Annotated in this window: 5 protein-coding genes and 3 pseudogenes; 2 read left to right on the forward strand and 6 right to left on the reverse strand. The window is 63.3% G+C overall.

Annotated features, from left to right (window positions below; genetic code table 11):
* Nucleotides 1–41 precede the first annotated feature (41 nt).
* From GOAMR_RS03425 to GOAMR_RS03440, 3 genes are all read right to left on the reverse strand, one after another.
* Entirely contained in the window at nt 42–647 is a 606-nt protein-coding gene (locus GOAMR_RS03425) for a dihydrofolate reductase family protein (RefSeq protein WP_005182774.1), read from the reverse strand.
* A 320-nt stretch (nt 648–967) separates the two neighbouring features.
* Entirely contained in the window at nt 968–2,137 is a 1,170-nt protein-coding gene (locus GOAMR_RS03435) for a hypothetical protein (RefSeq protein ID WP_005182776.1), read from the reverse strand.
* On the reverse strand, nt 2,134–7,587 hold the full coding sequence (locus GOAMR_RS03440; RefSeq protein ID WP_005182778.1) for an ATP-binding protein: 5,454 nt from the start codon (nt 7,585–7,587) through the stop codon (nt 2,134–2,136). Before GOAMR_RS03440 ends, GOAMR_RS03435 begins: the two co-directional genes overlap by 4 nt.
* A gap of 241 nt (nt 7,588–7,828) precedes the next feature.
* Here GOAMR_RS03440 and GOAMR_RS03450 point away from each other — a divergent pair, with 241 nt between their 5' ends.
* Nucleotides 7,829–8,716 carry a GIY-YIG nuclease family protein gene (locus tag GOAMR_RS03450; RefSeq protein WP_005182780.1) on the forward strand — a complete coding sequence of 296 codons (888 nt, stop codon included), beginning with the start codon at nt 7,829–7,831 and terminating at the stop codon, nt 8,714–8,716.
* A gap of 352 nt (nt 8,717–9,068) precedes the next feature.
* Here the strand turns inward: GOAMR_RS03450 and GOAMR_RS23990 are convergent.
* Nucleotides 9,069–9,868: pseudogene (locus tag GOAMR_RS23990) on the reverse strand (transposase); the annotation flags it as partial.
* A gap of 227 nt (nt 9,869–10,095) precedes the next feature.
* Between GOAMR_RS23990 and GOAMR_RS03465 the strand changes: the two are divergent.
* A pseudogene (locus GOAMR_RS03465) lies at nt 10,096–11,241 on the forward strand (IS3 family transposase).
* Between the two features lie 338 nt (nt 11,242–11,579).
* Here GOAMR_RS03465 and GOAMR_RS03470 read toward each other — a convergent pair.
* Nucleotides 11,580–12,401 carry a hypothetical protein gene (locus GOAMR_RS03470; RefSeq protein WP_040514226.1) on the reverse strand — a complete coding sequence of 274 codons (822 nt, stop codon included), beginning with the start codon at nt 12,399–12,401 and terminating at the stop codon, nt 11,580–11,582.
* Between the two features lie 213 nt (nt 12,402–12,614).
* Nucleotides 12,615–13,755, reverse strand: a pseudogene (locus GOAMR_RS03475) (IS3 family transposase).
* Nucleotides 13,756–13,758 lie beyond the last annotated feature (3 nt).

A 13,758-nucleotide genomic window follows, 5' to 3' on the forward strand; every position in this document is an offset into this window, starting at 1 on the left:
GGCACTCCGTCGTGATGGTCGCCGCTCGAGGAGCACGGTGCTCATCGGCCGGCCTTCCGGGGCTGCGGTCCGACGCCCTCGGGGATCTCGTCGTGCACGTGCGGTTCGTAGACGAGCTTCACGGTCCGGCCGTCCAGCACCGTGGAATCGATGAGGTCCAGGTCGAACTCCGCCCCGTCCTGGAACAGCGCGGCGTCGCCGGCGCGGCCGGTGATGGCAGGGAACACCATCACCTCCAGCCGGTCCACGAGACCGGCGGCGAGCAGCGCACGGTTCAGCGAGATGCTGCCGTGCGAGCGCATCGGCACGTCGGTGGTCCGCTTGAGCCGCTCTATCGCGACCACCGCGTCCTCGTTCAGGACGGTCGCGTTCTGCCACCCGGGAGCCTGGGGGTCGAGCGTGCTGGAGAACACGATCTTCGGCAGTTCGTTCAGGCTCTGGTAGTACGGCTCGTCGTACTCCGCGACGAACGTCCGGAACTCCCGGAACGTCGTCGCGCCGAAGACGAGAACCTGATCCTGCGCGAAGGTGCGCACTCGGTCCTCGATGATCTCGGGGCCTTCCTTGCCCCAGTAGCCGGGCCAGCCCTTCGCGGAGCCGTAGCCGTCAAGGCTGCAGAAGAAGTCGACGGTCAAGGGTGCGCTCATGGTGTACTCCTGTCTCGGTCCACCCCGGATGGGTGGCTTCATCCCCTCCACGATCACGACCGGGCCACTTCGACACGTCGTCCAAAGTGCCGCAGGCGCTGGATTCCTGGACTGGTGACCTGCAGAAACGGTGAAAGTCTGGACTGGGTTTCGCGGGAAAGTCTGGACTCGCTTGCAGAAGCACTACTGACCTGCGCATACGTCCTAACGAGGAGCGTTGCAGCACTGGACGCCTACGGTTGGTGTAGATCGGCCGGGGTAACGCCTTCGCGCACCTCGATTCACGGTTGGGTCGACGCGTTAGCTGCAGGTATCACTCGTCAGCTGAACGCGAGGTATGCCCGGATCTGAGACAGCCGGGTATCAGGCACCGGAGTTCGATGCGCCAGGTCGTTGCGCAGGGAGCGGAAGCTCTTGAGGCGCTGGAAGTCGTCGCCGTCTAGGACGATCCCGGTTTGGTAGACCAGCCAAAGGAGGGAACCGATCTCGATGGGGCCGGCGCCGCCATCGGCGAGCAACTCCAGATCATCGTCGCTGACTGTCGCCCGGATGATCTTCTCCAGGCGCGTACGTTCTTCCTCCACGTAAGCGATGAGGCTGTGGTTGTGGGCCAGCCACAGCCGCCGATTCACTTCCTCGTCGTCGATCGCGGCGACCGAGAAACGTACGTGGTGACCCCAACGGTCTATGCATCCGTCGCGCCAGTGCTGCTCGTGTGAGGGTGGAGGGGCGGTCGGCACCGAGTTCCCCCGAGATGGCTTCCACTGGCCATGAGTGTGATTGACGATGTCGTCCCTGGCCTGCCACTGCGCCACAGCTGTGCCAATGCCGTCGGTGCGCCGATCCCACCGATCTAGCAGGTGTTCGATAGCGGCCAGGTCCCATCCGGCGACCTCCGTGATGGCTGCGACGTCGACCGGGTCTGGTTCTTTGGTCCCAGCAATCTGCGAGGCCAACTGCAGTTCGGTGTCCAGCCGGCCAAACACGCCCCACCACCAGCGGACCCGAATGTCGGGACTGCTGAGGCGTTCGATGTCGGCGCGGCTAAGCTCGGCGAGCGTGGTGGCGATCAGCACTGTCGGGATCTGGCCGGGAGGCAGGCTGCAGGCGTGGGTTTGCGCTGGCCAGCGTGCGACAATGCTGGCGGTGTCGGGGTGCTCCCATGCCGGCACCAGGACGGTGTGACGGTGCCAGTTTGGCCAGTCGATGATTGTGTCCCAGTCGTCGTAGGTGACGACGTCCTCGTCGTGGCCGCCGAAGGTATCCAAGATCCGGACGGGGAACGTCTCGCCGGAGACATCGCAGAACCGGCAGTCATCCAGGACTGATTCGAGTTCGTCGAGGACGACTTCGGCGGTGCCGTCATCAACCGCGCAGTCAGGGAATACGACGATCACAACGGCGGCCTCAGAGACGTCCGCGGCGATTGAGGCCAGGAAACGCCGAGGTCCCGGCATCATCGGCACCGTCTCGGCGGTGAGGACGCTCACTTGTTCGACACGCGCTTGAGTGCGCGGGTGATCAGCCGGTCCACCCGGTAGCGGCCTTTGGATTCTTCAACAATGCCAAGCATGACGAGAGTTTCGACCTGGCGGCGCATGCTTTCGTGGTCGACGCCGAGCACCTCGCCCAGGTCGATAACCGGCTCGAACGTATCTTCGGCGACCTCGTTCCATTGGATCAGCCTGGCAACTACTTCGGGGCTCACACCGGCTGAATCGAGGAATCGCTGGGCCTCGTCGGGCGTCGCCGGGTACTGCTCCAGTCGTTGCAGCTCTTGGGTGGCTCCGACAGTTACGGCGGCGGCTGCGGCTTCGTCGACCAGTTGCGGCCAGCCGCCAGTGGTGTCGATGAGCCGATCTCGCAGGTCCGGAGGGGAGAACGGGTTGTCCTGCCAGGACCGGATTCCGTCGCTGGACCACTTTGACAGTTCCAGGACACGGGTCGGTACCACTGACTTCCGATCGGCCAGTGTGTTGACTGCGTCGATACCGTCGGGCCCAAAGATTAGGACCAAGTGTCCGCCTGCTCGGCGACGCAGCTTCATTACCGCGGTCGCCAACTCGGTGGACCGAGACACTGAGGCGGTGGTCGCGTCCACGATTAACATCCGGGGACGGCCGGTGCCGGCGACGGCAAGCTTCGTCTGCATCAGTTGGCCAATGGCGTCCGGGGCGGTGGCATCGAGAACTGTGGCGTCGACCTCGCGGTCTGCGGCCACCTCTTTCAGCACTGGGATCGCGTTGCCGATGTCGAAGGCGGTGCTGCCGACTACGAGGAAGTTCAGCGCTGGGAACCTGTCGGCGTTGGGTACCAGTTCGGAAAGCTGGTACTCGGTCAGCGGGCTGCGGGCACCACCGGAGCCCGCAATCTCCCGGCGCGTCGACTTGGGTTTAAGTTCGTCGGTCAGCTGGAAGGCGTTTTCGTCCAAGGCGGCCTCCAGCTCATCTTTCGTGCCGAGCATGGTGACGATGTTCGGCGAGCGCATCGAGTAGTTGCCTGTGCCGTCGCCGGAGAGGACTCCGAGGCCTTCCATTTCACTGAGGTAGATCCCGAACTCGGCGCTGTTCATCTTTTCGAACCCCTCTGCCCAGTACATTTCGCAGGATTCGCGGATGTCGATTGCGCTGTGGACGTCGCGGAAGTCGCTTTCCATACCCATGACCGCCATCACCAGTGCGATGACGTGGTAGCGGTCTTCGAGCTTCATTGTCATCCCCAGCCGCGAGGCGATCTGGGCGCGCGTATCCGGGTTCTGGATGACTGTTTCGATGTCGCGGCTGGTGATCTGGACCAGCGGTTCACCGGTCAGCAGCGGCCGCGACTGCAGGTGCTTGATGAGGTCCAGACACACGATCTGGATGAGGCCGGCCTGCAGGTTCGTGTAGGCCAGCAGACGCCACACCAGGTTCGGGTCTTCGAACTCGTAGCCCAGGGCACGCATCGGGGTGATCACTAGGTTGCGTGCGGCGGTGCCGCTGAGCGGTCCGATCAGGATGTCTTGACCGCCATGCGCCAGCGGCGTGTTTGCCACTCCCTGTAGTCGCTGTACCTTATGTAGGCCAGCGAAGACTGGTTTGAACCGGCCGCCAGTACCGTCGAATAGACCCTTGAGGGGGCCGACGTTGCGGAAGCCGCTCGCGGACTCCTTGTCCAGAAACACGTCGGCCTCATCGAGCAGCAGCAACAGCCGACGGGTGTGCTTGCCGTCGAGCCAGCCCTCGATTGCGGTTACCACCGGTTCGGGGTTGCGGACGGTGTTCTGCTTGACGATCCCCAGTACTGCGAGTTCGCGGTAGATGATCTGCCACAGCTTGCGGGGTTCTTCCCACCCGTTGATCCCCAGGCCCTTGCTGGACAGGTCGATGTAGATGGCGTGCTGGTCCGGGGTGGAACTGAAATCGCGTTCGATCTTGCGTAGCAGTGCCGATTTGCCCAGTTGCCGGCCGCCGTAGACGAACATTGATCCGACTGGGCTTTCGAGCTGGACCTGCTCGCGGTTGCGGCCGACGAACACCTCGTCGGGGACATTCCCCGACGCCTGCCCGTAGTGCCCGAAGCATGTGTACGGCAGGGCGACCTGCTGGGCGACCTTGAACGACCGCGGGGCGGTTGTGGCGACGAAGGCGGCCACCGCGTAGTCGATCACCAGTGCTGCGATCTGCCCTTTACGGCAGGTGTTTAGGTTGCGGCGGCGATCCTCTTCGGAGAGGGTTCCGCAGACCAGGACAATGTTCGGGCCCATACCGGGTTTGAACGATTCCAGGATGGCGGTGAGCGTGGCCGAGTCCTGTGTGACCGCTACGACGTAATGCGAGGTCTGGGTCCCCAGCATCGGTACCAGTGAGCCGTCTACCGGCTTCCCTGCAATTCGGTAGACCCGGCCGCGGCTTGCGATCTTCTGCTTAGCGCCCAGTTCCCCGCTGAGCTCAAGTCCAATCGACCGCAGTGCCGATTCCATCCATGAGCGTTCGACCTTGGCCGCCTGCTTTCGGTCAAATATGTGTTCCCATGCTTTCAGCTCAGCGTAGATGGTCTCGCTCACCGGATGCGTGCCGTCCTCGGTGAAGGCTGCCAGAACTGTGTCCACGTTGGCGCCAGCTGGAAGCGCGGTGGCGATCCGGGAGAATCTGTCGAACATCCCGGCGCCGTCGGCCTGGGCGTCGACATCGGGGAGCCGGTCACCGCTGCGGGCCATCGCCAACAATTCGTGGGCGCCGATGAAATCATCGGCGTCGACGCGTGATCGGATGATTGCGCGGTCGTCGTCGCTGACGGCGCTGGGTAGTTCGTCGATCTTGGTCCGTAAGTCCGCGCCGGTGGCTGCGCGATGGTCGGCCAGATCCTGCAGCAGCGAGTCGAGTTCGGCCAGCTGCAGATCGAATCGGTCGCCGGAGTACTTTGACGGCCCGACCAGACGGGCTTCGGCGGCCGACTGCGCTCGCTGCGTGTAGTCGTTGGCGAAGGCCCTGCCGATCTCGCCGCGGGCTGCAGCGACCCGGCGGGCGAGCTTGCCGGACCATACGGGGCGCTCGTCATCGACTGCGTCGATCAGTTTTCCGTCCTCGCCCGCTGCCAGGGCGGCGGAACGCAAGTCGCCGCGTTCGATGTACTTGCTGACCAGCTGGCTGGCGGGTACTTGATCCTGCGCGAAAAGGTCGGCGATGACTTTGACACGGTCAGCCTCCGGCATCGCCGCCAGGACGGGGACACCGTCGCTGTCGCGGACTGCGTCCACTGCCGCCAACGTGTCGTAGGCGAGAACCTCTTCGGTGGTTCGGTAGACCTGCGCCAACGGTTCGGGCGCGAGGATCCAGGACACCAGCCGCTCCAGTGCGGCCGCTCCTGGGCCATCGCCAAGTGTGTCCTGCGAGCTGCGGGCCGCTCGCGCGGCTTCGGTCAGGTCAGCATGCCGGCCGGTGGTGGCGTGGCTATTGACATCAGCGGCGGAGGCGGCCTCGATCGCCTCGGCCAGCACGCTCCGGACAGTGGAGATAATCTGCTCCAGCTTGTCGCGGGCTGTGGCGATGATCGGGGTGCGCAGTTGCTGCTTGCTGCTGACCTGTTTGTCGGCGACTGAGATGACTGCGTTGGTGTCGACGAGGACGGCTTTGGCTGCCGCGAGGGCGTTCCGGCGCGTTTCGCCGCTGGTGTCGGCGGCGACGGCGTCGAACGCGCCACCAAGAGGCATATCCGAGCGCAGAAGGTGACGGCGCACGTTGTCAGCGCGTGTGAAGCTGATGTGCTGTTTGCTGAGCGCATCACGCTGCCGCTCTGCCCGGCGCTGCACCGAGGCGGTGGTGGGAGCGTTAGCCGTGTCCACAGCACGCTGCGGCGCATAAGCGCCGGTGTCGCCGGCTACCTTGTAGAGTTCATCCCATTCAGTGCTCAGTCCGGCAGCCGACAAGACCGGCGTCAGCTCGGACCTAGGAACCCATCCTTCGGGGAGTCCTACCCGCAGCACCGCCGCCAATGCCACTCGTGCGGCGTCTCGGTTGGTGAAGTTGCGGTCGAGCTCGGTGAGGAACTGCCGCAGCACTTCCGACGGCTCTAGTCGTCCGGGCATGCTGTGGAAAGCTGCCGCCGCCAGCCTGTAGGCGTCGACGTCGGCTGGTGGCAGTCCGGCCGCTGCCGCGATCGCCCACGCTGCACCGAGATGACCAGCTCTGATCGTGGCTTCGAGGTTGGCGGCCACACTGTCGAATGCCAGTGCGCTCGTAGTCGATTCCTGGTCGTCCGTAGTGCCGGTGTCAGTTTCGGTCTCTGTGGGCTTGTCGACTTCGGCTTCGAGCTCAATGGGTTCGATCAGAGGGGTGGCCTGTGAATCGAAGACGCTGTCGTCGTCATCGCCGATCGGGTCCTGTTCGGCGCTCATAGCGTCGACGGCACCGAGTTCCGTGGTCACTTCAACCTCAGGCTCGAGCTCTGCTTCAGCGTCGGGCTCGGGGCGTGTGTTCTCCAGCTCGGCTGCAGATGCGTCGATTTCAACCGAATCAGAGTTAAGTTCGACGCTGGTTGCGTCGGCGGGCTCGGCTACGATCGCTGTTTCACTCGGAGGCGGGTCGGTCGCGGCGGTGTCGTTTTCACTTCGGTCAGCCGAGATGAGCTCCTCTGAAGGCTCCTCCTGCACGAGCTTGTCGGTGATCTCGGCGATTCGCTCTCGCGTTCTGGCAGCAGCCATAGCGTACGTCTCGTCGTGGCTTTCCAGGTTCTCCAGCGTAGGCAGCGACGCCTGCAGTGTTTGCAGTTCGTCTTCCAGCGCTAGCTGGCGGTCCTGCTCCTGTTGCGCCAGCAGGAGACCATCGCGCATGTCCGTCAGCGCCTCGAATCCGACCGGCGCTGCCCCATCCTTGGAGAAACCTAGTGATTCCACCCACCGCCATCGCGTTGCCTGCCACTCATCTATGGCGTGGACATCGCCGTCGTCGACCGCCAGTCCGCCTGCGACCTGCTTCCGCGCCCGATCGATGGCGGCGATCGTTTCTTCCGCTTTCTCCCGCAGCACGCTCAGTGCTTCGTCGACCTGCTCTAACGTCATCAGATCGTGTGAGGTCGACTCATCGCTCGCTGCGTCGACATCCTTCCCGGAACGGATCTCATCCAGCCGGGCGGCGAACACCTTTTCGTCATGGCCGGTAGTGGAGAGCGCCGCCAGTGCACGCACACCCGGCGGTGGCACCTGGCCTTCGCGGCGAGCGACGCCTTCGCCGTGCTTAGCCGTACACTCAAGGAAAAGCTCCGCCAGCGTGGGTAGTGTCCGATCAGAAAGAGCGGTGGTGCGAAACCACTGACGGAAAGTCTTAGCGACTACCGGCTTCTTCTTGTTCACCTGCCCCGTGCTCCGGATCTGCTTCACGAGACAACCGCTCGCGTCGAGTGCTTCCTGGAGTTCTTCGTCGGACAGCATCTCCAGGCAGCGGCGAATTGTGGGCGCGTTCACGTCACGAATGATCGCATACGCCTGTGCCTGATGGCTGCAACTAGATCATCCACTGGGTGAAGTGGTCAGGCACGCCCGTACGGTTAGGGGCACGGCGACCAGTTGCGGAGTGACGCTGGACCCGGCGTCGGGTCGCAGGGTTCACCAACTTAGTCGCGGGGCGCTGACGGGCCTTCTAACCGAGGCCGCCGAACACAGCGATCGGCTGCGCTCCCGTCAGCAAGCTGATACAACACCGCGCATGGCATTGGCGCAGAAGCGACGCGGGTACATCTACATCTTGAGTTCGCCGAACTGTCCGAGCATCAAGATCGGTAAGACCGAAAACCTCCCGCCGCACCGGCTGCGCCAGATCAACGCCCAGTCTCCATACCGCGAGCACGGTCCCTGGCGAATCGTCGATGTCGTGCAGGTGGAGGACGTGACCGCCGTCGAGACAAGGATCCACCGAAGCATCAGCAGTCGGCGAAACACCAAGATTGCGGGGCAGAAGGAGCTCTTCGATATCGCGCTCGCTGACGCGCGACATCTGCTGCGCACTGTGCCACGGTCTGAGGAACTGTACGCGTATCCGAAACTTGAGCGTTGCTTCTTCAACGTCCAGCTCGTCGAGTACCTCAGCGCGATCTACCAGACCGTGGGACTGTCGAACTTCCTCGACGACCAAGGTGCATGGGTTCTGTCGCTGTTCACATCAACCGCGGGTGGCCGCTACTTCACCTTGTCCATCGGCCCTCATGAAGTGGCTTATTCATCCACGCCAAAGCGCGGTGCCACCGACCACTGGAACTTCCTCATGGTCGACCGTTTGATTCTGGACTTTCCAGAGGTCGGTGCATGGGTCCGAGCTCGCGGCGGTGGAATCGAGGAACCTTGGTATGAGACGAAGAGGGATCGTGCAACTGTGATCCGCTTCCGCGGGACGCTCACGGAAGGCCGTGAACTGCTGACCTTGCCAGGGGTTCGTCGGAGCCTGATCGCGTACTGGACCGAGGGACTGCTCGAAATGCGTGAGGCCGGCAAGGACAGTCCCTACAAGAACTCACACCAGTGGAACGCGGTCGCCGAGCTACAACGTCGCGCAGATGGTCTGGACGTGGGCGTCGTGTCGCTGATGGCATCGGACTAAGTCGACTAGGAACTGGCTCTAGCCGCAAAATTTCATGAGGTGGCCGTTGTCTGTTGAGTGGGCCCAGGTGGTGGTCTGAGGACCGAATTCTGGGCCGGGGCCGCGAAGGGGTGTCCGAGCGTCGGTGGGCGTCGGGGTTCACGGCCCCGAAAAGCGTTGTCCTTCCAGGTGGGTGGTTATGGTCGGCGGAAGCGTTAGCCGGGGTCGGGAAGTGCTGCCAGGGTGTGCATTCCCTACAGGAGTAGGTGTAGGTGTGGTGCGCCGGCGGCGAGTTTAAGACGGCGTCGGCGGGCATGCCGGTCAGGCGTGCGGCGACCGAAAATAGTCGCAGCCGTAGCGCTTTGGGTTCCCACCGGCGGGCCGGGGAATCGCGTAGGGCGAGCATTTGGGCCCAGGCTAGCAAACTCGCACGCGAGTTCGACGATGACGCACCAGATGCGGTTCTGGTCGAACCCGTGCAGCGGCAGGTTACGAAGTCCTTGGCCGAGTGGATGCGGTCTTCGCAGCGGGCCCGGCGGCGGTGACGCAACTCCAGGGCGGCGAATTGCCCGGTGGTGGTGTTGGTGGCGAATGCGGTCAGCCGCAGTCCGTCCCGGTCGGTGAACCGCAACGGCGCACCCGGGTGGGGGCGTTCTTTGCGGACGATGACCCGTATACCCGCAGGCCAGGACGGCAGATCCAGCATCGCGGTCAGCTCGGCCACCCACGCTCCCTCCCGTTCGGTGCCGTCAGGGTCGTAGGCCGGGGTCCACACCTGCGGTAGTAGGCGGTCGATCACCTGGGCGGCGGTCTGGGTGAGCCCGAAACCCACCGAGTACCCCAGGCTACGGTCAGTGAGGCGTCCAGGAACTCGTGGGTGCCGCCGGCCGAATCGGTACGGATCAGCACCGATTCGGGCCGTGTGCGTACTTGGGTCAGAACCTGTTCGGTGGTCCTGATGTGATCGGCGGCGGTGTTGGTTCCAGCGGTACTGGGCCGCAGCATCATCGCCACCGGCTCACCAGTGCCGCCGGGTCCGTGATCAACGAACGCACACAAGGGGTTAAACCCGAAGCCCCGCTTATAGGTTGGTGTGGCGGACTCTTTCTCCGAGTGTGCGGTCAGCAGGCTCGCATCCAGATCCACCACCAACCCACCCTGATCGCAGTGCACGTCAGGAGCGTTGGTGCCGGCCGCTTCCCACGCAGGATCGGGCAGCGGCGCGGGCGGTGTTGACTGCCGCCAACACCGGTCCCACGTCAGCAGCCAGCACGGTGATCAACCGCGACACTGTCGGATCGGAGGCCACCGGGCCGAATGGCATGTCCCCTGTGAACCGGTCCAGGTAGTTCTGGAGTCCTGATTGCCCTGATGAGGGCGTAGAAGGGACGATGAGGGACATGGCAGGACGCAAACGGCACTCGGCTGAGGACATCGTGCGCAAGCTGCGGCGCGTCGATGAGCTCGCGGCCGAGGGCAAGACCGGTGAGCAGATCGCGAACGAGCTGGAGGTGTCGGCGGCCACGTTGTACAACTGGCGCCGTTCTCATGGCGGTATGGACGCTGACGCAGCCAAGGAGCTCAAGGAGTTGCGGGATCAGAATAGGCGGCTCAAGCGGCTGCTGGCTGATGCTGAGTTGGAGAAGGACGCGTTGCGGGAGGTCGCGAAGGGAAAATTCTGAGCCCGACCTCCAAACGCGCCGCTATCGACATGCTCAAAGAGGTGAAGGGCATGTCAGAGCGTATGGCGTGCAAGGTGGTTGGGCTTTCCCGGTCTGCGTATCGACGGCTGCCGCAGGCGCAGACCCCGGCCGATCCGGATGCGGACCTGCGCGCCGATCTGCGCGCCTATGCCGGCAAGAACCCGCGGCATGGGTTCCGGCGGGTGTGGGCGTATCTGCGGTTCGACGTGGGGTTGGCGGTGAACAAGAAGAAGGTGCACCGGTTGTGGGGAGGAGGAAGGGTTGCAGGTTCAGCGCGCGCCGCGCCGCAAGCGTGCGGGGCAGTCGTCGGTGCCGGTGATCGAGGCAGATGCACCGAATGTGGTGTGGGCTTTGGAGTTTCAGTTCGATTCGACTGTGGACGGGCGCAAGATCAAGATCGCGTCGATGGTGGATGAGCACACCAGGGTCTCGCTGCTGGACATCCTGGATACCTCGATCCCGGCCGAGCGGCTGGTCGAGGAGTTGGAGAAGGTGTTCATTGCCGTCGGTGGGCCGCCGAGGGTGTTGCGGATGGACAACGGGCCGGAGTTTATTTCTCATGCGTTGCAACAGTTTTGCGACGGTAAGGTCGGGATCAGCTACATCCCGCCGGGCACACCGTGGAACAACGGGTTCGTCGAATCGTTCAACAGTCGGTTGCGGGATGAGTGTTTGAACCGCAACTGCTGGACCAGCGTGTTGGAGGCCCGTGTGGTGATCGGGGACTTCAAGGACGACCACAACCGCCGGCACCGGCACTCGGCGCTGGGTTACCAGACGCCGGCAGAGTACGCTGCCGGATGCACCTGCACCCACCACCCGGTGGTGTGTGAGATCGCGTGAGCGATCACCTGTAGGAACTGGCTCTAGAACAGCCTGGACCGACTATCGGGGACCTGCCAGGGCCAGTACGGCAGAATGGTCCCGGGTCATCGTGGGGTGTGTCCTTTTTGTGAGTCACTTGGTAGGTAACTCATCGACCTCTACACGATGGCCCGCCCCAACGGGGGCACCACCCCATCACAGGGGCTACCGGGCCACCTCAGCCTGCTCCCAAATCCCACCGCCCCAGGGGACTTACCCATCTTGGAGGGAACGTCGCCGCTCTGGTCCGCTTTGATTGGTGACTTGTGACGAAGCTTCTCATCTACTTCTGAACATGCGGAAGCAGACGATAATTGTCAAGAGCGTTTGAACCACCGACGTCGGGCTTCGCGTATCGCAGGCTCGACAGTTTGGAGAAAGTACGGACTGGCTGACGCGGTTCCGTATCCCGTGGTGCTACTACCGGCGCTCGGATGATTGCCATGGAAGAATAGCGTTTGGTGTCTCCCAAACTTCGCGACCTCTAGGTTCGCATCGATCTTCTCGACCGTAGCAATCCGACATGCGATATCACGGTAGATACTCGCGCCTTGCATGATGCACAACGTCGGCTCAAGTATCTCGATCGTCCGCACCAGATGGGGGAAGCAGTTGCTCGATAGAATGCTGCTCGCCGCTGATCGGTAGCCAGTGCCCTTGGTTGCGCTGCATAGCCTCAAGTTGACGAGTGCGTACGCATTCATCAGGTGAACGACCTCGCCTTGGTTGCGGAGGTCGAGCAGTTCTCCTGCGCGGTCCGCGCCGTACTCGCGCCCGAAAGCCGTACGAAGAACGCTGGTCGTCCCACGCATGTGCGCGTGGCGCTGATTGAAGGTCATGCTGATGGCTCGGTTCTGATCCGCTGTACGTTCAGCGATCGAAACGTGCTCGTCACCGCGCCCGGTCTCCATGCCGATGACCATGACGCGCCAGTCAACGCCGTCCTCAGTGAGGTCGTAGTGCGCGCCGACATGCGTCCCCTGGCCCTCGTAAAAGTTGCCGCCCGGCTCGATTGAGCTACGACAACCAGCGGCACGCGCACAGACCAGCCGTTCACCATCGTCGACGTGCTCGCGCATATACGCATCCAGTTCCTCGACGCGTAGCTGCGTCAGCTCCGGGTCACTCGTGAACGGCATGAGCGCGAACGTAGCACCACCTACCGACACCGCGAGTCGCTAGTCGTAGATCAGGTAGTGCCCGCACCGACATCGGGTGTGACCAGCCGGGTGCATACCTGGACGCCGACAGCCGTCCTCCGCGGGGGTGAACAGCTCGTCCAACTTGCGCTGCTGCCCGTCGATAGGACCGAGCTCCTTCTGGTGAGGGGGACCCAATTGGTGGTCCAGTCGCTATGCGGCTTGGGGTTGGTGGGTCGTGGTCCACTGTAGAGCGGACTCGGTGGGGCTGAGTTCGCCTTGGGCGCTGTGTGGTCGGACGGTGTTGTAGTCGGTCCTCCAATCCTCGGTGATCACGCGGGCTTCGAGCAACGAGTCGAAGCGCCACGAGTTGAGCAGTTCCTCACGCAGGCGTGCGTTGAATGATTCGATCCAGCCGTTCTGCCACGGCGAGCCGGGGTCGATGAACAGGGCTCCGGTCCCAGTGAATCGGCACCAGTCACGAACGGCGTGAGCGACGAACTCTGGCCCGTTATCGAATCGCACGTAGACCGGCGTCCCACGTATGAGAGCGAGGCGGTCAAGGACTCTGACCACCTGGTCAGCATCGATGGATCGGTCGACCTCAATGGCCAGGCACTCTCTCGTGTGTTCGTCAATGATGTTGAGTAGCTTGATTGTTCGCCCGTCAGCGAGGGTGTCGAACTGGAAATCCATTGCCCAGATCACGTTCGGCCGGATCGGGCACATCGCACCGACTGCGACACCGATGCCGGTCAACCGCTTCTTCTTACGACGCTGGGGAACTCGAAGTCCTTCCTCACGCCACAACCGTCGGATTCGTTTGTCGTTGACCGTCCATCCGGATTTTCGGGCCATCCTCGCTGCGCGCCGCCACCCCCACCGCGGCCGATCGGTGCAGAACGTGCGTAGCCAGGCCCGCAGCCGGGTGTCCTCATCATCGGCTGGTGGTGGCGTCAGGCGCATCGTGGAGCGGTGGATACCGACCACCGAACAGGCCCGTCGTTGGGAGACCCCGAACCGTTGCTGCAGCACCTGTACGGCGCGGCGTTTGCGGTTCGCCGGTCAGAAGTTTCCCGACGACAGGTCCTTGAGCATGTCGATGTCGAGGGCCTGGTTGGCGACGAGCTTCTTCAGTCGGGCGTTCTCGGCTTCGAGTTCTTTGAGGCGCTTGGCGTCATCAGCTTTCATGCCGCCGTACTGGGCCAGCCACCGATGCCCAGGTGGACTCGGCGACTTCGAGGTGCCGGCACACCTGGTCGAGTTCCTGCCCTGCGGCGAGGAGTTTGTTGCCCTCGGCAAGCTTGCCGATGATCTGCTCAGACGTATGCCGGCGGCGCTTGTTCGATGTCATGAC

It is taken from the genome of Gordonia amarae NBRC 15530 (genome assembly GCF_000241345.1).
GTDB classification, from domain to species: Bacteria; Actinomycetota; Actinomycetes; order Mycobacteriales; family Mycobacteriaceae; genus Gordonia; species Gordonia amarae.